The organism is Chelatococcus daeguensis, from assembly GCF_001887265.1.
In the GTDB taxonomy this organism is placed as follows: Bacteria; Pseudomonadota; Alphaproteobacteria; order Rhizobiales; family Beijerinckiaceae; genus Chelatococcus_A; species Chelatococcus_A sambhunathii.
Genome location: NZ_CP018095.1, coordinates 1887141 through 1909520, shown reverse-complemented (window position 1 = coordinate 1909520; position 22380 = coordinate 1887141). Strand labels below are relative to the sequence as shown.

The following is a 22380-nucleotide window of genomic DNA, read 5'->3' as shown; positions in this document are numbered from 1 at the left end:
CCTCAGTTCCTTTCCTTTGCGCCCGCCCCCGCCCCGATGGGCCGACAACGGACGGATTGTCGGGCGCGCTCACCGCGGCTGCGGCTGCCCCGACACACCTTGCCGGCACCTCTTCTAAGAGCATGCCGGCACCGGGTGTTGGGCGTTAGGTGGCGTCCCGTGCCGTATGTTTCAAGAAAGGACGCAGGGCCAGCTCGCAAAACGGTGATCGGCCCTGCTCCGTGCAACCGGCGAGCGAGCGCCCGTCAGGCGCTGGCGCTCGTTTCCGCCTGTCGATCCGCATAGATGAACAAGGGCTTGGCCTTGCCCTCGACCACCTCGGGGCTGATGACGATCTGCTCCACACCCTCGAGACCCGGCAGGTCATACATCGTGTCGAGCAGGATGCCCTCCATGATGGACCTGAGGCCGCGAGCACCCGTCTTGCGCTCGATCGCCTTGCGGGCAATGAGCAGAAGCGCCTCGTCAGAAAAGGTGAGTTCGACGTTCTCCATGTCGAAGAGCCGCTGGTACTGCTTGACCAGCGCGTTCTTCGGCTCCCTGAGAATCTTCGTCAAAGCGTCCTCGTCGAGATCCTCGAGCGTCGCGATGACCGGCAGGCGGCCGACGAATTCGGGGATGAGGCCGAACTTCAAGAGATCCTCCGGCTCGACCTCGCGGAAGATTTCGCCCGTGCGCCGGTCATCCGGAGCCTGCACATTGGCACCGAAGCCGATCGAAGTGCCCTTGCCGCGTGCACTGATGATGCGCTCGAGCCCGGCGAAGGCACCGCCGCAGATGAACAGGATATTGGTGGTGTCGACCTGCAGGAACTCCTGCTGCGGGTGCTTGCGCCCGCCCTGCGGCGGCACCGAAGCCACCGTGCCCTCCATGATCTTCAGGAGCGCCTGCTGCACGCCCTCGCCCGACACGTCGCGGGTGATCGAAGGATTGTCGGACTTGCGCGAGATCTTGTCGATCTCGTCGATGTAGACGATGCCGCGCTGGGCCCGCTCGACGTTGTAGTCGGAGGCCTGCAGGAGCTTGAGGATGATGTTCTCGACATCCTCGCCGACATAGCCGGCCTCCGTCAGGGTGGTGGCATCCGCCATCGTGAACGGCACATCGAGGATACGCGCCAGCGTCTGGGCGAGCAGCGTCTTGCCCGAACCTGTCGGGCCGACGAGCAGGATGTTCGACTTCGCAAGTTCGACGTCATTGTGCTTCGTCGCATGCGCGAGGCGCTTGTAGTGGTTGTGCACCGCGACGGAGAGCACCTTCTTGGCATGGTCCTGGCCGATCACGTAATCGTCGAGAACCTTGCTGATCTCCTTCGGCGTCGGCACGCCATCGCGGGATTTCACCAGCGAGGACTTGGATTCCTCGCGGATGATGTCCATGCACAGTTCCACACACTCGTCGCAGATGAACACGGTCGGTCCAGCGATGAGCTTGCGGACCTCGTGCTGGCTCTTGCCGCAAAATGAGCAGTAGAGCGTGCTCTTGGCGTCGCCACCGCTGGTCTTGCTCATGGTCCGTCTCCGCTCGATCCGCCCGTGCCGCACCACGCGGTACGAGCGTCATCACATCTTCATATAGGCGTCGATCTAAGAAAGGGTAATTCCGCGATCTTCGCCCGGCGCCAGCGCGCCGATTCATTCGATGACGGCTACCATGCAAACATGGTGCCGCATGCCGATCAACAGAAATGGGACGGCACGCCGGAGCCGGCGCCCGTCCCCTGACCCGTCCTTGGGGACAACCGCGATCAGGCCGCCACCTCCGGGCGCGTCGCCAGGACCTGGTCGATGAGGCCGAAGTCGCGAGCCGCATCCGCGGTCATGAAGAAATCGCGCTCCAGAGCCTGCTCGATGGAGACGAGATCCTTGCCCGTGTGTTTCACGTAGATCTCGTTGAGGCGGCGCTTCAGCGCCTCGATTTCGCGCGCGTGGATGAGAATGTCCGTCGCCTGGCCCTGGAAGCCGCCCGAAGGCTGATGCACCATGATGCGCGCATTCGGCAGCGCGAAACGCTGTCCGGCCTCGCCCGCGGCAAGAAGCAGCGAGCCCATGGAGGCCGCCTGGCCGATGCACAGCGTCGAAACGGGACAGCGGATGAACTGCATCGTGTCGTAGATGGACAGCCCCGACGTCACCACACCACCGGGGGAATTGATGTAGAAGGAGATTTCCTTCTTCGGGTTCTCGGCCTCGAGGAACAGCAGCTGCGCCACGATGAGCGAGGCCGAATAATCCTCCACCGGGCCGGTGAGGAAGATGATTCGCTCGCGCAGCAGGCGGGAATAGATATCGAACGCACGCTCGCCGCGGTTGGACTGCTCCACCACCATCGGCACGAGCGTGTTGTTATAGACCTCTAACGGATCCCTCATCGTCTTCCTCGTCGGTTCCGAATGCCCGCGGCCGTGAACCGACCCTGCGGGCGATCCTGCAGCGAATCGCCCGCAGGATAGCCTGTTACGCCTTCTTCTTGGACTTGGAGGCCTTCTTGGCCTTCTTGCCCTCGTCCGCGCCAGCCTCGCCGTCCTCGTCGTCCGAGAACAGAGCCTCGCGCGACACTGTCTTTTCCGTCACCTTGACCTGGCCGAGGACGTGGTCGACCACCTTCTCCTCGAAGATCGGGGCGCGGATCTCGGCAAGCGCCTGCGGGTTCTTGCGATAATAGTCCCACACGGCCTTCTCCTGGCCGGGGAACTGGCGGGCGCGCTCGATGACGGCCTGCGTCACCTCGTCGTCCGTGATCTTTACATCGGCCTTCTCGCCGATTTCCGCAAGGACCAGCCCCAGTCGCACGCGCCGCTCGGCGATGCGGCGGTATTCGGCGCGCGCCTCTTCCTCCGTCGTGTCCTCGTCGGCGAAGGTCTTGCCGGACTGCTTCATCTCGGCTTCGACCTGGTTCCACACGCCGGCGAATTCCTGCTCGACGAGGCTCGGCGGCAGGTCGAAGGTATACTGCTCGTCGAGGGCGTCGAGCAGGATGCGCTTGAGCTTGCGGCGGGATTGGGCGGCGAAGTCGCGCCCGATCGCCTCGCGCACGGCGTCCTTGAGCTTGTCGAGCGACTCCATGCCGAAGCCCTTGGCGAGCTCGTCGTCGATCTTGAGCGCGTCCGGGGCCTCGACCGCCTTGACCTTCACGGCAAAGGTCGCAGCCTTGCCGGCGAGGTTTGGCGCCAGGTAATTCTCAGGGAAGGAGACGTTGACCGTGCGGTCTTCGCCAGCCCTGGCGCCGACCAGTTGCTCCTCAAAGCCGGGGATGAAGGAGTTCGAGCCGATCTCGACCTTGATGTCCTCGGCCGAGCCGCCTTCGAAGGCCTCGCCGTCGATGTTGCCGACGAAGTCGACCGTCAGGCGGTCGCCGTTTTCGGCCGCATCGTCCTTTGGCGAGAAGCTGCGGTTCTGCTTGGCCATGCGCTCCAGCGCCTCGTCGACCTCGGCGTCACCGATCTCGGCGACCTCCTTGGTCAGCTCGATGCCGGAGAAGTCCTTGATCTCGATCTGCGGCAGCACCTCGAGCGCGACGGTGAAGGCAAGATCCGCCTTCGCCTCCATCACGGCCTCGATCTCGTCCTTGTTCTCGGGGAATGTGACCTGAGGCTCCTGGGCGAGCTTGAGCGAATGCTCCGCGACGATCTGGCGGTTGGCGTCGTTGACGGCGTTCTGCACCACGTCCGCCATCACGGCGCGGCCATAGAGCCGGCGCAGGTGCGTCAGCGGCACCTTGCCCGGGCGGAAGCCGTTGATGCGGACACGATCTTTCAGTCCGGCCAGCTCGCCCGTGAGCTTCGTTTCCAGATCGGCGGCCGGCACGACCACCTTGAACTCGCGTTTGAGCCCCTCGGACAGGGTTTGCGTCGCCTGCATCTTTACAGCTCTATTCCGTTCGCTCTGAATGATCATTCACAAGGGTCGGCCGCGCCGAACCTCACCAAGGCGCATGGTGCGGGCGGAGGGCCTCGAACCCCCACGACTTGTCGTCACTGGAACCTAAATCCAGCGCGTCTACCAATTCCGCCACGCCCGCAACCGGAGTCTCGCCCTGCGGCCAAGACCCCTTCCGGGACGGGGCTCTATATCATGACAGAAGGGTGATGCAGCAAAAAAATGACGCGCGCCGCCTTTTGTGCCCGGCGCCCCCCGCGCAGCAGCATGGCGAGGGCGGAAAATGCTGCCGCGCCCTCGTGCCGGACGGCGCTTCGCGTTAGATCTGGGCCTTCCGACAAAGCGATGGTCTCCATGGCGCCATTCGAGGCAACGACGATTTCCTCTCGCTCCCATACCACCGCCATGGCCCGTCGCACATTCGTGAAGGCACTCGGCGGGCTTGCGCTGTTCACGGGCACAACGCGCAGAGCCTGCGCTCAGCCGGCTGCCGGAGGCGGCGCCCGCCTTGTCGCGGCGCCCGCGACGGTACCGCTCAATCCGTCCGCCGCAGGCCCCGCGGACCTATGGAGCTTCACAGGCGATGCCGCGGGGGCACGGCTGCGCGCGCCACTTGGCGAAGCCCTCGCGCTGCACCTCACCAACGAGCTGCCGCAGCCCGTCTCCATGCATGTCCTCGGCCTGCGGACCGAGAATGCGCTTGACGGAGCGGCGCCGCTTGCGGGGGATGCCGTGCCGCCCGGCGGGGAGCGCTCGCTTACCCTCACGCCGGTCCGGCCGGGTACGTTCCTTCTCCGCCCGGCCGTCCTCGCCCATGCCGCCGAGCAATCTGCCCGCGGGCTCTATGGCACGCTCATCGTCCCCGAGCCGGAATCGATCGCGGTGGACGAGGACGTGATCGTCGTCCTGTCCGACTGGGCGCTCGAGAAGAGCGGCGCCCTGCGGGCGAGCTTCGGCACCGCGCAGGACGCGGGGCTCGCCGGCCGGCTCGGCAACTGGCTGACGGTGAACGGCGTGACGCCGCCGCAGGCGGTAAGGCTGCCGCAGCGCGGCCGTGCGCGGCTGCGCCTCGTCAATGCCGCGAACGCGCGCATCTTCACGCTGCGCTTCGACGCCATGGAGGCGGAGGTCATCGCCGTCGACAGCATCGCCGTCGAGCCCTTCGCTCCGGCCCGCGCGATGCTGACGCTGCTGCCCGGCGGGCGCCTCGACGTCGTCGTCACGCCGGGCGAAGGCGCGACCGTCAGCGGCCTGTTCGGCACGTCGACGGTGCCGCTCGTCACGTTCGCGGCGACCGGTGCCCCGTCGCCGCATGCCGATGAACCGCGGCCGGCATTGGCGGCACCGGATCTGCCGGCCGCCATCGACCTTGCCGCCGCCCTGCGCGCGGAGGCGGTGATCGGCGGCGGCCTCGACCCGAACCGGCCGGCGACCGATGCCGATGTCACGCGCCTCTGGCAGGTCAACGGCGCCGCCTTTACAGACCAGCGCGAGCCGCTGCTGCGCGTGCCGCGCGGCAAGCCAGCCGTGCTGGCCTTCACCAACCAGACCGCCTTCGTGCAGGCCCTGCACATCCACGGGCACCATGTGCGGCTGCTGCATCCGCTCGACGACGGCTGGGAGCCCTACTGGCTCGACACGTTCGCCGTGCCGCCCGGGCGCACGGTGCGGATCGCCTTCGTCGCCGACAATCCGGGCCGCTGGCTGATCGGCTCGGCCATCCTCGACCGGCTGCCGGCCGGCCTCGCCACCTGGTACGAGGTGACGTGAGGCGGTGATTCAAGAAGCCATCCCTTCCCGCTGAAAACGAAGGCTAATCCAGCAACGTCCGCCACACCTGCGGCAGCATCTCCGGCAGGTCCTCGGCGATGAGGCCCGGCCCGAAGGCAGCGGCCGCCGCTCCGTGCATCCACACGCCGGCGCAGGCGGCCACGAAGGTCGGCATCTCCTGAGCCATGAGGCCGCCGATGATGCCGGCGAGCACGTCGCCCGTCCCGGCCGTCGCGAGCCAAGGCGGTGCGTTTTCGTTGATGGCGGCGCGTCCGTCCGGCGCGGCGATGACCGTGTCGGGGCCCTTGAGCACGACAACGGCCCCGCTCGCCGCGGCGGCGGCCCGGGCCCGCTCCAGCTTGGATCGCGCCTGCGCGACACCCCCGGCCTCCCCGAACAGCCTTGCGAACTCGCCCTCGTGCGGCGTCAGCACGACGCCAGCCGGCGCAGCGGAGGTCACCACCTGCCACAGGCCGGCGAGATTGTTCGAAAAGCTCGTCAGCGCATCCGCATCGAGCACGAGGTGCCGGCGCGCGGCGGCGGCCACCTCGACCATACGGCGCGTCTCCTCGCCAATGCCCAGCGCCGGACCGAGAACGAGCGCCGAGAAGCGCGCATCTGTCAGCAGGTCGGCGAGCTGTTCGGCACCATCGACGGCGCGCACCATGATGGCGGTCAGATGCCCCGCATTGATGGCGACGGCCGCCGGCGGCGAGGCGACGGTCACGAGCCCGGCCCCGGCCCTCAGGCCGGCTCGCGCGGCAAGGCGCGCCGCGCCCGTCCGCGCCGGCCCGCCGGAGGCGACGACGAGATGGCCGCGCTTGTATTTATGACCCGCCGCATCCGGGCGCGGCAGCTTGTCCCGCCAGAGGCCGGGAGCGTTCGCGGCCGTCCGCACATCGAGCGCGGCCACCGTCGCGTCGGCGATGCCGATGTCCGCAACATGCACGCGGCCACAATGTTCGCGTCCCGGCAGCAGCAGATGGCCGGGCTTGCGCCGGGCGAAAGTCACCGTCTCGTCAGCCCTGACGGCGCAGCCCCGCACGGTGCCGGTGTCGCCGTCGATGCCGGAGGGCACGTCGACCGCGACGACCTGGGCGCTGGCGGCATTCACTGCCGCGATCACCGCATCGAGCGGCGCGGCGATATCGCGCGCGAGCCCGGCGCCGAAGATGGCGTCGACGATGATATCGACACCGTCGGCACGCCAGCCCGCGAGCGGCAGGACCTCGCCTTGCCAGCCGCGGGCCGCCTCGGCGGCGTCACCCGTCAGCCGGTCCGGCGGCACGAGGGCGTGGACGGCCACATCGTGGCCCGCCGCCGCGAGCAGGCGCGCGACGACGAAGCCGTCGCCGCCATTGTTGCCGGGCCCGCAGAGAACGGCGATGCGCTGGGGTCCTGCCACCCCGGCGAGCACCCGCTCGGCCACCGCCTGCCCCGCCCGTTCCATCAGCACGATGCCCGGCGTGCCACCGGCTATGGTGCGCCCATCCGCCGCAGCCATCTCGGCGCAGGTCATGAGCTCAAGCATCGGGCATTCTGCCGCTGCGATGGCAGCCCCCTCGCCGGGGTCGATGAAAAAAGTAGCATCTGCACAATTTTTAGCCTCCAAATGTCGTCTGGCTGCAACATTGCGTGGCAGGGAGCGGCCAATTCCCCGTGGCAGGCCGATCGGCTTTGATGGTAAGAGCCACACGAGCTGTTTGCACTGACTGATCCTGCGGAGGCTGCACGGCATGAAGAAGATCGAAGCGATCATCAAACCCTTCAAGCTCGACGAGGTGAAGGAGGCGCTTCAGGACGTCGGCCTGCAGGGTATCACCGTCATCGAAGCCAAGGGTTTCGGCCGCCAGAAGGGCCATACCGAGCTCTACCGCGGGGCGGAATACGTCGTCGACTTTCTGCCCAAGGTGAAGATCGAGATCGTTCTTGCCGACGAGATGGTCGACCGGGCGGTCGAGGCCATCCGCAAGGCGGCCCAGACGGGCCGGATCGGAGATGGCAAGATTTTTGTATCCACGGTCGAGGAGGTCATCCGCATCCGCACCGGCGAGACCGGCACGGACGCGATTTGATCCGACCTACGCCACCCCACGGGCCGCAGACGGCCAGTTCCACTAGAGGATGATAATGATGAAGAGCGCTAAGGACGTGCTCAAGCTGATCAAGGACGAAGACATCAAGTATGTCGACTTCCGCTTTACCGATCCGCGTGGCAAGTGGCAGCACGTCACCTTCGATGTGTCGATGATCGACGAAGACATCTTCGCCGAAGGCACGATGTTCGACGGCTCTTCGATCGCCGGCTGGAAGGCCATCAACGAATCCGACATGCTCCTCATGCCGGACCCGGCCACCGCCACCGTCGACCCATTCTTCTCGGCCGCGACGCTCTCCATCGTCTGCGACGTTCTCGAGCCGACCACGGGCGAGGCCTACAACCGCGACCCGCGCGGCATCGCCAAGAAGGCCGAGGCCTTCCTGCAGTCGACCGGCATCGGCGACACGATCTATGTCGGCCCCGAGGCGGAGTTCTTCGTCTTCGACGACGTCAAGTTCACGGCCACCCCTTATAACACGGGCTTCAAGCTCGATGCGGCGGAGCTGCCGATCAACGGCGACACGGACTATGAGGGCGGCAACCTCGGCCACCGCATCCCGACGAAGGGCGGCTACTTTCCCGTGCCGCCGCTCGATTCCGGACAGGACATGCGTGGCGAGATGCTCGCGGCCATGGCTGCCATGGGCGTCAAGGTCGAGAAGCACCACCATGAGGTCGCCTCGGCCCAGCACGAGCTCGGCATGAAGTTCGACACGCTGACGCTGATGGCCGACCAGATGCAGGTCTACAAGTACTGCATCCACAACGTGGCCCAGAGCTACGGCAAGTCGGCCACTTTCATGCCGAAGCCGGTCTATGGCGACAACGGCTCGGGCATGCACGTGCACCAGTCGATCTGGAAGGGCGGCAAGCCGCTGTTCGCCGGCAACAAGTATGCCGACCTCAGCCAGGAATGCCTGTGGTACATCGGCGGCATCATCAAGCACGCCAAGGCCATCAACGCCTTCACCAACCCGTCGACCAACTCCTACAAGCGTCTGGTCCCGGGCTTCGAGGCGCCGGTGCTGCTCGCCTACTCCTCGCGCAACCGCTCGGCCTCCTGCCGCATTCCGTGGACGAACTCGCCGAAGGCCAAGCGCGTCGAGGTGCGTTTCCCCGACCCGACGGCGAACCCCTACCTCGGTTTCGCGGCCCTGCTCATGGCCGGCCTCGACGGCATCCTGAACAAGATCGACCCCGGCTCGGCGATGGACAAGGATCTCTACGACCTGCCGCCGCGCGAGCTGAAGAAGATCCCGACCGTCTGCGCCAGCCTGCGCGAGGCCCTGCAGTCCCTCGACAAGGACCGCGCCTTCCTCAAGGCCGGCGGCGTGTTCAGCGACGACTTCATCGACGCCTATATCGAACTCAAGATGCAGGACGTCATCCGCTTCGAGCACACGCCGCACCCGGTCGAGTTCGACATGTACTACTCGGTCTGATGCAGCGCGGGGGGCCCTTCCGGCCGCCCGCACCGGAATATGGCAGCCGGGGTCTTCGGGCCCCGGCTGTTTCGTTTCAGGGTCCTTCTCCACCGTGGCCTGGGTCTCGCAGGCGCCATGGCCGATGGAGAAACGTCGTCTGCGGGCGTCGTCGGTTACAGTCGATCGCGGGACGTAGTGTCATCCGTCGGACATGCCCCGGCCCTAACTGTGAGCGGCTGATTTTCCATCGGGGGATCCCAGGATGACCGACGCTGAGCTGACTCGCTCCCAGGCTTACGAGGAATCAGAGAACCTCGGCCGCAACACGAGCGACAATCCCAGCATGGGCGAGATCATCGCCCGGCGCTTCAGCCGCCGCGACCTGATGCGCGGGGCGCTGGCCGTCACCGCCATTTCGGCCACCGTCTCGCCGCTGGCGCTCGCCACGGCCGAAAAGGCGCGCGCCGAGACCGACGCATCGGCCTTCCGCTTCAAGGAGCCGGCGGCGGGTGTCGACGAGCGGCATCATGTCGCCGAGGGCCATGACGCCGACATCCTCATCCGCTGGGGCGACCCCGTGCTGCCCGGCGCGCCGGCGTTCGATCCGAAGAGCCAGAGCGCCGAGGCGCAGGCCGGGCAGTTCGGCTACAATAACGACTTCCTCGGCTACATCCCCCTGCCCGGCGCCGCCGACCCGTCGGCGCACGGCCTCCTCGTCGTGAACCACGAATACACCAACGAGGAGCTGATGTTTCCGGGCATCCCGCCCCAGCACACCAAGGACGTCCGTTTCAAGGACATGACGAAGGCGCTCGTCGACATCGAGATGATGGCGCACGGCGGCTCGGTCATCGAAGTCCGCAAGGTGAACGGCAAGTGGCAGGTGGTGCCGGATTCGAAATATGCGCGCCGCATTACCGCCGAGACGGAAATGGAGATCACCGGCCCGGCCGCCGGCGCCGAGCGCATGAAGACCTCCTACGATGCCGAGGGGCGCAAGGTGCGCGGCATGCTCAACAACTGCGCCGGCGGCATCACGCCCTGGGGCACGTGGCTGACGTGCGAGGAGAACTTCAACGGCTACTTCTGGGGCAAGGCCGACGGCCACCCCGAGGAGGCGGCGCTGAAGCGCTACGGCGTGCCCGGCAATTCCTACAACTGGGGCCAGCACTACGACCGCTTCGACCTCGCCAAGGAGCCGAACGAATCGAACCGCTTCGGCTGGGTGGTGGAGATCGACCCGCTCGACCCCACCTCGGTGCCGAAGAAGCGCACGGCCATGGGCCGCTTCAAGCACGAGGGCGCGGCGAACATCGTCAACAAGGACCGACGCTTCGTCGTCTACCAGGGCGACGACGAGCGCTTCGACTACGTCTACAAGTTCGTCACCGAAGGCCGGGTCGATCCGGCCGACCGCGCCGCCAACATGGACCTGCTCGACAGGGGCACGCTGCATGTCGCCCGCTATGACGCCGACGGCACTGGCGAATGGCTGCCGCTCGTCTTCGGCGAGGGGCCGCTGACGGCGGCAAACGGCTTTGCCAGCCAGGCCGATGTCGTCATCGAGGCGCGCCGCGCCGCCGATCTCCTCGGCGCCACCAAGATGGACCGGCCGGAGGACGTCGAGGCCAATCCGCAGACCGACAAGGTCTATGTGATGCTGACCAACAACGCGCGCCGCAAGGCCGAACAGGTCGACGCCGCCAATCCGCGCGCCAACAACGAGTTCGGCCACATCATCGAGATGCTGCCGGAGGGCGGCGATCATGCGGCGCGCAAGTTCACCTGGGAAATCCTCGTCAAATGCGGCGACCCCTCGATCGCCGACGTCGGCGCCACATTCTCCTCGGCGACGAGCAAGGACGGCTGGTTCGGCATGCCGGACAACTGCGCCATCGACAGCGAGGGGCGCCTGTGGGTGTCGACGGACGGCATGTCCGAAAAGAGCACCGGCCGCACCGACGGGCTTTTCGCTCTCGACACGGAAGGCGCGGCGCGCGGCACCTCCAAGCTGTTCTTCCGTTGCCCGGCGGGTGCGGAGCTCTGCGGCCCCATGCCGACGCCGGACCTCACCACCTTCTTTGTCGCCGTGCAGCACCCCGGCGACGATGGCAAGGACTGGTCGGCCTTCGGCCGCATCTCGACCTTCGACGATCCGGCGACGCGGTGGCCGGATTTCCAGGACGGCATGCCGCCTCGCCCGTCGATTGTCGCCATCACGAAGCGGGGCGGCGGCAAGATCGCCGGCTGAGTGCTCCGTTAAGACGCAAACGGCCGGCGCCTTTGCGCCGGCCGTTCCGCCTGCAGTCCCGGCCGCCGTCTACTGCGGCAGCTTGTCCTCGATACCCTTCACATAGAAATTCATGCCGAGCACCTGCTCGTCTGATAGAGCCGCGCCACCCTTGCACTCCACCTCGCTGCCGTCCTGCCTGAATACGGGGCACTTGAAAGGATTGAGCTTGCCGGAACGGATCGCCTCCTCCGTCTCCTCGGCCATCTTCTTCACATCATCCGGCATGTTGGTGTAGGGTGCCATCTTCACCATGCCGCTGTCGAGGCCACCCCAGGTGTCCTCGGACTTCCAGGTGCCGTCGAGCACGGCCTTGGTGCGGGCGACGTAATAGTCGTTCCAGTTGTCGACGATCGCGGTCAGCTGCGTCTTGGGCGCGAAGCGAATCATGTCCGACGCCTGGCCGAAGCCGAAATGGCCGCGCGCCTCGGCCGCCTGCAGGGGCGCCGGGCTGTCGGTGTGCTGGGCCATCACGTCGACGCCCTGGTCGAGCAGCGCCTTGGCGGCGTCCGCCTCCTTGCCCGGATCATACCAGGAATTGGCCCAGACCACCTTGATCTTGATGTCCGGCCGCACCGACTGGGCGCCGAGGAAATAGGCGTTGATGCCGGCGACGACCTCGGGGATCGGATAGGCGCCGACATAGCCGATGACGCCCGTCTTCGACATCCTGGCCGCGATCTGGCCGATGACATAGCGGCCCTCATGGAACTTCGCCGCATAGGTGGACACATTGTCGGCGCGCTTGATGCCGGTGGCGTGCTCGAACTTCACGCCCGGATATTTCTTCGCCACCTTGAGCGTCGGCTCCATGTAGCCGAAGGAGGTGGTGAAGATGAGCTTGTGGCCGGTGCGGGCGAGCTGCTCGATGGCGCGCTCTGAATCGGCCTCCGGCACGCTCTCGACGTAGCTCGTCTCGACCTTGTCGCCGAGCGCCTTCTCGATGGCCTTGCGGCCGACATCGTGCTGGTAGCTCCAGCCGTGGTCACCGACCGGCCCCACATAGATGAAGCCGACCTTGAGCTTGTCCTGCGCGCTGGCAGCGCCGGCAACGAGCGCCATGGCCGCCGTCGCCAGAAGATGGGTGAATAGACGCTTCATCGTGGGTCCCTGTCACTCGAATGGGGGCTGGTCTTGTCCGCCCGCAGGACGCCGCCCCCTGCGACGTCCCCTCTCCGGCACGGCGGGACGGACGAACTTAGCAAGCTACCGGTCCGGCACGAAAGGTGCGCCGAGCGAACCCGGGGCACCGGTGTCACGCCGCCGGCCGAGCGAGAGGACGACGAGCGCGACGATCGTCGCAAGATAAGGCAAGGCTGACAGCGCCTGGGACGGGATGCCGATCGCCGCCGCCTGCGCATGGAGCTGCAGCACCGTCGCCGCCCCGAAGAGATAGGCGCCGAAGAAGGTCCAGCCGGGCCGCCAAACCGCAAAGACGACGAGCGCGACCGCGATCCAGCCGCGCCCGGAGGTCATGCCCGGCGACCAGAAGCGCGTATAGACGAGCGAGAGATAGGCCCCCGCGAGGCCCGCGCAGGCGCCGCCGAAGAGGATGGCGACGAAGCGCACGCGCAGCACCGGCAGGCCGAGAGAATGGGCCGAGGTCTGGTTCTCGCCCACCGCCCGCAGCAACAGGCCCTTGCGGGTGTGGAACAGGAACCAGCCGACGCCGAGACAAAGCAGGAGCGAGGCGTAGACGAAGGCATCCTGGCCGAAGAACAGACGCCCAACGAGAGGCAGGTCCGAGAGCCCCGGGATGTGGAGATGCGTGATGGGATCGCGCCGGGCGCCGATGAAGGGCGCGCCGATGAGCCCGGACAGGCCGAGGCCAAAGATGGTCAGCGCCAGGCCTGAGGCGACCTGATTGGCGGCGAGGCCGAGCACGGCGAAGGCGAAGAGCGCCGCCGTCAGCCCCCCGGCAAGAATGCCACAGAGGACGCCAAGAAGGGTCGAATCGAACAGGATGGCGCCAGCAAAGCCGCAGGCGGCGCCCATCGCCATCATACCCTCGACACCCAGGTTGAGAACGCCGGCCCGCTCGGTGACCAGCTCCCCGAGGGCGGCGATGAGGAGCGGCGTCGATGCCGTGACGATGGTGAGCAGAATGGCTTCGACAATGCTCATGCCGCTCTCCCTGCCGCCTGTGCCGGCGTGCCGCGCACGAGCCGCACACGGTAGGTGACGAGCGCGTCGGCCCCCAGGACACAGAACAGCAGGATGCCCTGGAAGGTGCGCGTCAGGTCGAATGGCAGGCGCAGCGTGATCTGCGCCGCCTCGCCGCCGATGAAGGTCAGCGCCATGACGAGGCCGGCGAGCAGGATGCCGAAGGGATTGAGGCGCCCGAGGAAGGCGACGATGATCGCCGTGAAGCCGTAGCCCGGCGAGATCGAGGGCTTCAGCTGACCGATCTGGCCCGCGACCTCGACGATGCCGGCGAGCCCGGCGAGGCCGCCGGAAATGGCGAAGACGATGAAGGTCGTGCGCGGCTCGCTGAAGCCGGAAAAGCGTGCGGCGCGAGGCGCTTCGCCCGTGACCCTGAGGCGATAGCCGAAGATGGTGTGCCCCATCACGACAAAGGCGACGATGACGGCGACGAGCGCCATGAGGATGCCGACATGCAGACGCCCGCCGTCCGTGAGGAAGGGCAGCGTCGCCGCCTCGTCGAAGGTGACGGATTGGGGGAAGTTGAAGCCCTTGGGATCGCGCCAGGGCCCGCGCACCAGATAATCGAGGATCAACTCGGCCACGTAGACGAGCATCAGGCTGGTCAGAATCTCGCTGACGCCGAAGCGGGCGCGCAGGAAGGCGGGCACGCCCGCCCAGGCCATGCCGCCGAGCGTGCCGAGCAGCAGCATGGCCGGCAGCACCCAGGCGCCCGCGGCTGTTCCGTGCGTGGCGAGCGCGACGGTGCTGCCGCAAATGGCGCCGACCACGAACTGTCCCTCGGCGCCGATGTTCCACAGGTTGGCCCGGAAGCAGAAGGACAGGCCGATGGCGATGAGCACGAGCGGTGTCGCCTTCACGACCATCTCCTGCAGCGCCCATGGGTCGGACAAGGGCTGCAGCACATAAACGTCGAGCGCGGCGAGCGGCGAGCGGCCCATGGCCGCAATGACGATACCGCCGAGGAGAAAGGCGGCAGCCAGCGCAAGCACGGGCGCAAGGAGCCGCGCGATGGCCGAGGGCGCCGTGCGTTGTTGCAGCTCAATGCGCAAGGACGGTCCCCTTCGGTGCCGCAGCGCCCGCCATCAGCAGGCCGACCGTCTCGCGGGTGAGGTCGCCCGTCGCCTCCGGCGCGCTCAGTTCACCGGCGTGGATGACGGCGATGCGGTCGGCGATCTCGAACAATTCGTCGAGGTCCTGGCTGATGACGAGGACGGCGCTGCCGCTGCGGGCAAGATCGACCAACGCTTGGCGGATGAGCGCGGCGGCGCCAGCATCCACGCCCCACGTGGGCTGATTGACGACGAGCACGCCCGGCTCGCGCAAGATCTCGCGGCCGACGACGAATTTTTGCAGATTGCCGCCGGAAAGGGTACGAGCGCGCGGGTCCGCACCCTCCTTGCGCACGTCGAAGGTCTCGATGATGCGCGTCGCCAGTGCCCGCGTCGCGTCGGCGAGCACGAAGCCGCGCGAGACGAGGCCGCCGGTGCCGTGGCGTGAAAGCAAGGTGTTCTCCGCGAGGCGGTGGTCCGGCACCGCACCGTGGCCGAGCCGCTCCTCCGGCACGAAGGCGGCGCCCAGCCGCCGCCGCTCGGTTACGCCGAGATGCCCGACGGGCTTACCATCGATGGTGACAACGTCCGGTGCAGCGGCGAGACGTTCGCCGGAGAGTGCGGCGAAAAGCTCCCCCTGGCCGTTGCCGGCAACCCCAGCGATGCCGAGGACCTCGCCCGCCCGCACGACGAGATCGATGTCCCGCAGCGCCTGGCCATGCGCCTTCTCAGGCGCGAGCGAGAGGCCGCGCACGACGAGCCGCGGGGCGCCGTCGGCGGCGGCACGGCCGGCGACCACGTCGTGCAGCGCCGCGCCCACCATCAGGCCCGCAATCTCACGGGCGCTGACGGCGCGCGGGTCGATGGTAGCGACGACGCGGCCGGCACGCAGGATCGTGGCCGAAGAGCACAGCCGTCGCACCTCCTCGAGGCGATGCGAGATATAAAGGATAGCGCAGCCCCTCGCGGCCAGGCGTTCGAGCGTCACGAAAAGCCGGTCTGCCTCCTGCGGCGTCAACACGGAGGTCGGCTCGTCGAGCACGATCAGCCGCGGGTCCTGCAGCAGGCAGCGGATGATCTCGATACGCTGGCGCTCGCCTGCCGAGAGCGTCCACACCGGCCGGTCGAGGTCGACGGACAGGCCGTACTGGCCCGACACGTCCCGCGCCTTCGCGGCAACCTCGGCGAGCGACAGGTCGGGCGGCATGGCGGCGGCGATGTTCTCCGCCACCGTCAGGTTCTCGAACAGCGAGAAATGCTGGAAGACCATGCCGATGCCGAGCGCGCGAGCCTCCTGCGGCCCGGCAAGGCGCACCGGCTCGCCCCGCCAGCGGATCTCGCCCTGCGTCGGCTCAAGCAGTCCGTAGAGGATCTTGACGAGCGTCGACTTGCCCGCACCGTTCTCGCCGAGCAGGGCATGAATCTCGCCCGCCCGGATGGCGAGATCGATATGATCGTTGGCGACGAGCGAGCCGAAGATCTTGGTGATGCCGTGCATGGCGATGAGCGGCGGCCCCGTCTCATCCGCGCCCGCGCCCGCTGCTGCGTCCAACTCCGTCACGCCGCCCCGCCCCGTGTCTCGCCCCGCCCGCCGAGGCAGGATCCGTGCCAATGAAAGGTTGCTCAGGGCAGCAGCACCGTCGACCCGGTCGTCTGCCGCGCCTCGAGGCGGCGGTGCGCCTCGGCTGCCTCGGCGAGCGGCATGCGGGCGTGGATCGGGATCTTGACGACACCGCTCTCGACCACATGGAAGAGATCGTTGCTCATCTCGACCACGTCCTCGTGCGTGGCCAGATGCGTGAACAGCGTCGGCCGGGTTGCGAAGAGCGAGCCCTTCTGCGCCAGGAGCAGAATGTCGAAGGCCTCGACGGGTCCCGAGGCGGAGCCGAAGCTGACAAAATAGCCGAAGCGGCGAAGACAGTCGAGCGAACCCGGGAAGGTGGCCTTGCCGACGCCGTCATAGACGACGTGGCACCCCTCGCCGCCCGTGATCTCCTTCACGCGGGCGACGAAGTCTTCCCTGCGGTAGTCGATGACGTGGTCGCAGCCATTGTGCCGTGCGAGCTCGGCCTTGTCCGGCGAGCCGACGGTGCCGATGACGGTGGCGCCAAGATGCTTCGCCCATTGGGTCAGGATGAGGCCGACGCCGCCCGCGGCTGCGTGGACGAGGATGGTGTGGCCAGCCTCGACGCGGAAGGTGCGGCGCAGCAGATATTGCGCCGTCAGGCCCTTCAGCATCATGGCCGCGCCCGTCTCGAAGTCGATGGCGCCGGGCAGGTGTACCAGGAATTGGGCCGGCACGATCCGCTCTTCGGCATAGGAGCCGAGCGTAGCAGCGTAGGCCACCCGGTCGCCGGGAGCGAAATCGCCGACGCCCTCGCCCACCGCCACAACCTCGCCGGCTCCTTCGTTGCCGGGCGTGAACGGCAGGCCCGGCGGCTTGTAGGCGCCGGTGCGGAAATAGACATCGATCAAATTGAGGCCGACTGCCATGTTGCGGACGCGGACCTCGCCGGGACCCGGCTGGCCGATGTCGACATCCTCATAGACCAGCACCTCTGGCCCGCCGTGGCGGTGAATGCGGATTGCTTTCACGGCTTCCATCCCTCGTGTTGCATTGCATGTTAGATATGCAATGCCGTCGTAGGCAATGCGGCTCCGGGTTTATATACTACAAATACATTTTGTAATTTGCGTCAGGATCAAACCCCATGCTTCAGCAGGCAAAGACGTCACCGAGACCTTCGCCGAAGCCGTCTCCCAGCCTGCGGGACCTGTTCACGCCCAAGCTCGTCACCGTCCTGCGCGAGGGCTATGGCCTGCCGCAGCTGCGCGCCGACGCGCTGGCGGGCCTGACCGTCGCCATCGTCGCCCTACCCCTGTCGATGGCGATTGCCATCGCCTGCGGGGTGAGCCCGGACAAGGGCCTCGCCACCGCCATCATCGGCGGCTTTCTCATCTCCGCCTTCGGTGGCAGCCGCTTTCAGATCGGCGGCCCGGCCGGCGCCTTCATCGTGCTCGTGGCCGCCACCATCGAGCGCCACGGCTATGACGGCTTCCTGCTCGCCACGATGATCGCCGGCCTCGTACTCGTCCTCATCGGCTTTCTTCGGCTCGGGACCTACATCAAGTACATCCCGCATCCGGTGACGGTCGGTTTCAGCGCCGGCATCGCCGTCATCATCCTGGCGAGCCAGTTCAAGGAGCTCCTCGGCCTGACGCTGGCCGGGCCCGAGCCTGCGGCCCTCCTGCCGAAGGTCGAGGCGCTGTGGCAGGTGCGCGAGACGGCGAACGGGGCGACCATCGCCCTCGCCGTCGCCTCGATCGGCCTCATCATCCTCGTGCGCCGCATCGATGCGCGGCTGCCGGCCTTCCTCATCGTGGTGCTTGCGGCCACCCTCGCCTCCTGGGCCTTCGGCCTGCCGGTCGAGACCATCGGCTCGCGCTTCGGCGAGGTGCCGCGCGGCCTGCCGGCACCGAGCATGCCGGCCCTGTCGCTCGACAAGGTGCTCACCGTCCTGCCGGATGCGCTGGCGCTCGCGCTGCTCGGCGGCATCGAATCGCTCCTGTCGGCGGTGGTCGCCGACGGCATGACGGGGCGGCGCCACCGCTCGAACTGCGAGCTCGTCGCGCAGGGGCTCGCCAATATCGCGTCTCCGCTTTTCGGCGGCCTGACTGCGACGGGCACCATCGCCCGCACGGCAACGAACGTCCGCGCCGGCGCCATCGGGCCCGTTTCCGGCATGCTACACGCGCTCTTCCTGCTCGTCTTCATGCTGGTGGCGGCGCCACTCGCGGCCTATGTGCCGCTGGCCGCGCTCGGGGCTGTGCTCGCCGTGGTCGCCTGGAACATGGCCGAGCGGCACGCCTTCGCGTCGATCCTCACGCGCTCGCGCGGCGAGGCCGCGGTGCTGCTCGCCACCTTCCTCCTCACCGTCTTCCGCGATCTGACAGAAGGCATCGCCGTCGGCGTCGTGCTCGGCAGCTTTCTCTTCATGCACCGCATGGGCGAGCTCGTCGCCGTGGAGCGGCACGCCTCGCTCGGCATGGAGGACGAGGCGGATGCGCCGGCCGGCGCGCGGGAGGCCTACGACAGCGGCCGCGTCGCCGATCCGGACATCGTCGTCTACGGCATCGCCGGTCCGCTCTTCTTCGGCGCCGCCGGCAATGTCGGCGCCATCCTCGAGCGCATCGGCAGCCGCCCCAAGGCGCTGGTGCTCGACCTGTCGGAGGTGCCCTTCGCCGATTCGACGGCGGCCCGCGCGCTCCTGTCGATCGCTCAGGAGACGACGCGGCGCGGGGCCCGGCTCTATATCGCCGGCGCGAGCTCCTCCGTCAGGAGGGTGTTGGCGCATGAGGGGCTGAAGGTGCCGCTCGTGCGCTATGCCGCCAGCGTTGCGGCGGCGCGCGACGCGGCGAGCCGGGCGCTCGCCACGCTCTGATCAGGCCTCCCCGCGCCCCCCAGCGTGCTTGCGCCGCTTGCGGCCGGCCATGACGTTGATCGCCTCGACCGCAGCGGCGAAGGCCATGGCCGAATAGATGTAGCCGCGCGGGATATGGATCTCGCCGCCCTCGGCCACCAGCGACACGCCGATGAGGATGAGGAAGGCCAGTGCCAGCATCTTCGTGGTGGGGTGGTGGGCGATGAAGCGGCTGACGGGCCCGGAGGCCGCATACATTACCGCCATGGCGATGACGACGGCGATGATCATGATCGATACGTCTTGGGCCATGCCGATGGCCGTGACGATGGAATCGACCGAGAAGACGAGATCGATGACCGTGATCTGCGCGACGGCCGCCGTGAAGGCGCCCGGTGCCGCACCGCGCCGCTCGCTCTCGCCCGGCCCCTCCATCTCGGCGTGAATTTCGTGTGTCGCCTTGGCGATCAGGAACGCCCCGCCGACGATGAGGATGATGTCGCGCCAAGAGAAGCCATTGCCGAAAATGGTGAAGACCGGCTCCGTCAGGCGCATGATGGCCGTGAGCGCAAAAAGCAGCAAAACACGAAAGACGAGCGCGAGCAGGAGGCCGATGCGGCGGGCCCGCTCCGCCTGGTCGCGCGGCAGCTTCGATACCAGCACGGAGATGAACACGACATTATCGATGCCTAGCACGATCTCCATGGCCGAGAGCGTGACGAGCGCGGCCCAGCCGGCGGGATTGGCCACCCATTCGAACATGCAGGAAAGCTCCGTCTCGAATCGCTCGGTCCGGCAGGAAAGCATGGCCCGGAAGCCGCGACAATCCGGCCATTGTGGCATGCGGTAGCCGGCCTCTGGCATCCGCGCCCAGCTTGCGGTAGCTCAGAGGTCGACGTGCGGCGCAAGGCGCGGCCGAGTTGGAGGACATGCGATGGCGAAGCGGAAAGTCCCGGCGGCGGACGCCGATGTCATCGTCGTCGGGCCCGGCCCAGCCGGCCTCGCCCTCGCCATCGCACTGGCTCAGGAAGGCCTCCGCACCACGCTCGTCGGGGAGGTGCGCACGGCGCGCGACGGGCGCACGGTGGCGCTGCTCGATGCCTCCATCCGCCTGCTCGATGCCATCGGCGCCTGGCACGGCCTGCAGATGCAGGCGGCCCCCATGGCGCACATGCGCCTCATCGATGCGACGGACAACCTCTTCCGCCCGCCGCCGGTGACCTTCAACGCCGGCGAGATCGGCCTCGACGCCTTCGGCTACAACATCGAGAACGCGACATTGGTCGCGGGCCTTGCTACCCTCGCGGACAATACGCGGGGCCTCGCGCGCGTGGCTGCGTCCGCCACTGCCTTCACGGCCGGCGCCGACTTCGCCGAAGCGAGCCTGGACGACGGCCGCATCCTCCGAGCGCCCCTCGTCGTGGCGGCCGACGGACGCAACTCGCGCATGCGGGCCGACGCGGGCATCGACATCCGCGAATGGTCCTACCCGCAGACGGCGCTGACAGCGATCCTCGCGCACAGCCGCGACCACCGCGACACGTCGACGGAGTTCCACACCCGCTCGGGGCCCTTCACGCTGGTGCCGCTGCCGGGGCTACGCTCCAGCCTCGTGTGGGTATGCAGCCCTGAGCAGGCGGAGACGCTCGCGGCGCGTGACGACGAAAGCTTCGCGCTTGCCGTCGAGCGGCAGGCGCGGTCCATGCTCGGGCGTATGCGCGTCGAGGGCGGACGCGGGCGCGTGCCGATGAGCGGCCTTTCGGTCGCGCGTTTCACCGCCGATCGCATCGCCGTCGCCGGCGAGGCGGCCCACGTCTTTCCGCCCATCGGCGCACAGGGCCTCAATCTCGGCATGCGCGACGTCGCCAACCTGCGCGATGCCGTGGTCGATGCGCGCACGCGCGGCCTCGACATCGGCAGCCCGGAAGCCCTCGGAGCCTACGAACGCGGCCGGCGGCTCGACGTGCGCCTCAGGACGACGGGCGTCGACGCGCTGAACCGGACGCTGCTCGCGCATTTTCTCCCGGCCGACCTCCTGCGCGGGGCCGGCCTCATCGCGCTCGATCTCATCGGGCCGCTGCGCCGCTTCGTCATGCGCGAGGGGCTCGCCCCGCACGCGCGACTGCCGCGGCTGATGTCCCGCGCCGGGGCCGCCGACCCGCTATTGTGACCCGGGCTCGAGCGCCGGCACCGGGCGCGCCTCGCCGCGGGCGCGGCGCAGCTGCGGGTCGATGGGCACGGCGGCGAGCGGAATGCGGCTGCCGTCGGGCGTCGCCGCGGTCGCTCCCATGAGCCCGCGAGCCGTGAAATGCGGGTCGCGCACCGCCTCGTCGAGACTGGCCACCACCGTGCAGCAGCAGTCGAGCGGGGTGAGGCGCCGGCGCCACTCGTCCGCGTCCTGCGCAGCGATACGTTCAGTGATCGCCGCACGCGTCGCCGCCGGATCGCGCCGGTCGTCCCGGAGGGCCTCCGGCAGGTCGAGCGCACCGCAGAAGGTGTCCCAAAACTTCTGCTCCAGCGCCCCCACGGCGAGGAAGCGCCCGTCGCGGGTGGCATAGAGGCCGTAGCGCGGCGAGCCGCCGGCAAGGACATTCTCCCCCGCTCCCGGGAAACGGCCGGTGGCGTGGCCCTGGGCGAGGCCATACCAGGCGAAGGTGAACATCGCGTCGCTCATGGCGATGTCGAGGTGCATGCCCTCGCCGGTGAGGTCGCGCCGGCGCAGGGCAAGAAGGATGTTGAGCACCGCCGGCAGCGAGCCGCCGCCGATGTCGGCCGCCAGCATCGGCGGCACCGTCGGGCTCCGCGTCGTGCCGGGGCTGAGCGACAGGAGCCCCGCCACGGCGGCATAGTTGAGGTCGTGGCCCGCCTCCTGCGCCCGCGGCCCCTCCTGCCCGAAGCCGGTGATGGAGCAGTAGACGAGGCGCGGGTTGATGACCTTCAGCGCCTCGTAGCCGAGGCCGAGCTTCGCCATGACGCCCGGGCGGAACTGCTCGACGAGAATATCCGCCCGCTCGACGAGGGGGCGCAGCGCCGCCCGCTGGTCCGGGTTCTTCAGGTCGAGGGCGATGCTGCGCTTGCCGGCGTTGAGGACGGCGAAGGGCGCCGAAGTCTCGCCGAGCTGCGGCGGGAAGTGCCGCATGTCGTCGCCCTGCGGCTTTTCCACCTTGATCACCTCGGCCCCGGCCTCGGCGAGCATAAGGGTCGCCAGCGGCCCCGGTAGCAGGGTCGAGAAATCGAGGACGACGAGGCCCTCGAGCGGCAGATGCGCCATGAATTACCCC

17 protein-coding genes and 1 tRNA gene are annotated in these 22380 nt (G+C 67.9%); 6 read left to right on the top strand and 12 right to left on the bottom strand.

What is annotated here, in order from left to right; translation table 11 throughout:
- Nucleotides 1-245: 245 nt before the first annotated feature.
- The 4 genes from clpX to BOQ54_RS09085 form a co-directional block, all read right to left on the bottom strand.
- Nucleotides 246-1511: an ATP-dependent Clp protease ATP-binding subunit ClpX gene (gene clpX, locus BOQ54_RS09100; protein ID WP_055458356.1), complete on the bottom strand. Its 1266-nt coding sequence runs from the start codon at nt 1509-1511 to the stop codon at nt 246-248.
- Nucleotides 1512-1747: 236 nt separating this feature from the next.
- Nucleotides 1748-2371: an ATP-dependent Clp protease proteolytic subunit gene (locus BOQ54_RS09095; RefSeq protein ID WP_019403284.1), complete on the bottom strand. Its 624-nt coding sequence runs from the start codon at nt 2369-2371 to the stop codon at nt 1748-1750.
- A gap of 85 nt (nt 2372-2456) precedes the next feature.
- Nucleotides 2457-3860: a trigger factor gene (gene tig, locus BOQ54_RS09090; protein WP_071923751.1), complete on the bottom strand. Its 1404-nt coding sequence runs from the start codon at nt 3858-3860 to the stop codon at nt 2457-2459.
- A 74-nt stretch (nt 3861-3934) separates the two neighbouring features.
- Nucleotides 3935-4020, bottom strand: a tRNA-Leu gene (locus BOQ54_RS09085).
- Between the two features lie 212 nt (nt 4021-4232).
- Between BOQ54_RS09085 and BOQ54_RS09075 the strand changes: the two genes are divergently transcribed.
- Nucleotides 4233-5648 (top strand): multicopper oxidase family protein, encoded by a 1416-nt coding sequence (locus tag BOQ54_RS09075; RefSeq protein ID WP_186437971.1) that lies wholly within the window; start codon nt 4233-4235, stop codon nt 5646-5648.
- A gap of 43 nt (nt 5649-5691) precedes the next feature.
- Here the strand turns inward: BOQ54_RS09075 and BOQ54_RS09070 are convergent, their stop codons facing one another.
- Nucleotides 5692-7179: a bifunctional ADP-dependent NAD(P)H-hydrate dehydratase/NAD(P)H-hydrate epimerase gene (locus tag BOQ54_RS09070; protein WP_071923748.1), complete on the bottom strand. Its 1488-nt coding sequence runs from the start codon at nt 7177-7179 to the stop codon at nt 5692-5694.
- A gap of 205 nt (nt 7180-7384) precedes the next feature.
- On the opposite strand from BOQ54_RS09070, the gene BOQ54_RS09065 reads away from it, so the two are divergent.
- The 3 genes from BOQ54_RS09065 to BOQ54_RS09055 all read left to right on the top strand — a co-directional run bounded on the left by BOQ54_RS09065 (nt 7385) and on the right by BOQ54_RS09055 (nt 11424).
- Nucleotides 7385-7723, top strand: coding sequence for a P-II family nitrogen regulator (locus BOQ54_RS09065; RefSeq protein WP_019403288.1), 339 nt, complete (start codon nt 7385-7387; stop codon nt 7721-7723).
- Between the two features lie 58 nt (nt 7724-7781).
- Nucleotides 7782-9191 (top strand): type I glutamate--ammonia ligase, encoded by a 1410-nt coding sequence (gene glnA, locus BOQ54_RS09060; RefSeq protein ID WP_055458360.1) that lies wholly within the window; start codon nt 7782-7784, stop codon nt 9189-9191.
- A gap of 244 nt (nt 9192-9435) precedes the next feature.
- Nucleotides 9436-11424: a PhoX family protein gene (locus tag BOQ54_RS09055; RefSeq protein WP_071923747.1), complete on the top strand. Its 1989-nt coding sequence runs from the start codon at nt 9436-9438 to the stop codon at nt 11422-11424.
- A gap of 69 nt (nt 11425-11493) precedes the next feature.
- Here BOQ54_RS09055 and BOQ54_RS09050 read toward each other — a convergent pair whose 3' ends face one another.
- From BOQ54_RS09050 to BOQ54_RS09030, 5 genes are all read right to left on the bottom strand, one after another.
- Entirely contained in the window at nt 11494-12564 is a 1071-nt protein-coding gene (locus tag BOQ54_RS09050; protein ID WP_055458361.1) for a BMP family ABC transporter substrate-binding protein, read from the bottom strand.
- 105 nt (nt 12565-12669) lie between these two features.
- Entirely contained in the window at nt 12670-13587 is a 918-nt protein-coding gene (locus tag BOQ54_RS09045) for an ABC transporter permease (protein WP_071923746.1), read from the bottom strand.
- Nucleotides 13584-14678, bottom strand: coding sequence for an ABC transporter permease (locus BOQ54_RS09040; RefSeq protein ID WP_055458363.1), 1095 nt, complete (start codon nt 14676-14678; stop codon nt 13584-13586). The genes BOQ54_RS09045 and BOQ54_RS09040 overlap by 4 nt, the downstream gene beginning before the upstream one ends.
- Nucleotides 14668-16176 (bottom strand): ABC transporter ATP-binding protein, encoded by a 1509-nt coding sequence (locus tag BOQ54_RS09035; protein ID WP_071924456.1) that lies wholly within the window; start codon nt 16174-16176, stop codon nt 14668-14670. The genes BOQ54_RS09040 and BOQ54_RS09035 overlap by 11 nt, the downstream gene beginning before the upstream one ends.
- Before the next feature lie 125 nt (nt 16177-16301).
- Nucleotides 16302-17273: a quinone oxidoreductase family protein gene (locus BOQ54_RS09030; RefSeq protein ID WP_071924455.1), complete on the bottom strand. Its 972-nt coding sequence runs from the start codon at nt 17271-17273 to the stop codon at nt 16302-16304.
- Nucleotides 17274-17389: 116 nt separating this feature from the next.
- Here BOQ54_RS09030 and BOQ54_RS09025 point away from each other — a divergent pair, with 116 nt between their 5' ends.
- On the top strand, nt 17390-19120 hold the full coding sequence (locus BOQ54_RS09025) for a SulP family inorganic anion transporter (protein ID WP_071923745.1): 1731 nt from the start codon (nt 17390-17392) through the stop codon (nt 19118-19120).
- Here the strand turns inward: BOQ54_RS09025 and BOQ54_RS09020 are convergent, their stop codons facing one another.
- A complete protein-coding gene (locus tag BOQ54_RS09020) occupies nt 19121-19861 on the bottom strand; it encodes a TerC family protein (protein WP_071924454.1) in 741 nt (246 codons plus the stop codon).
- 172 nt (nt 19862-20033) lie between these two features.
- Here BOQ54_RS09020 and BOQ54_RS09015 point away from each other — a divergent pair, with 172 nt between their 5' ends.
- Complete coding sequence (locus BOQ54_RS09015; RefSeq protein WP_071923744.1) at nt 20034-21269, top strand: UbiH/UbiF family hydroxylase; 1236 nt, start codon at nt 20034-20036, stop codon at nt 21267-21269.
- On the opposite strand, the gene BOQ54_RS09010 is transcribed toward BOQ54_RS09015, so the two are convergent.
- The gene (locus BOQ54_RS09010) at nt 21261-22370 is read right to left on the bottom strand and encodes a CaiB/BaiF CoA transferase family protein (RefSeq protein WP_071923743.1); all 1110 of its coding nucleotides are present in this window, start codon (nt 22368-22370) and stop codon (nt 21261-21263) included. The genes BOQ54_RS09015 and BOQ54_RS09010 overlap by 9 nt on opposite strands.
- Nucleotides 22371-22380 lie beyond the last annotated feature (10 nt).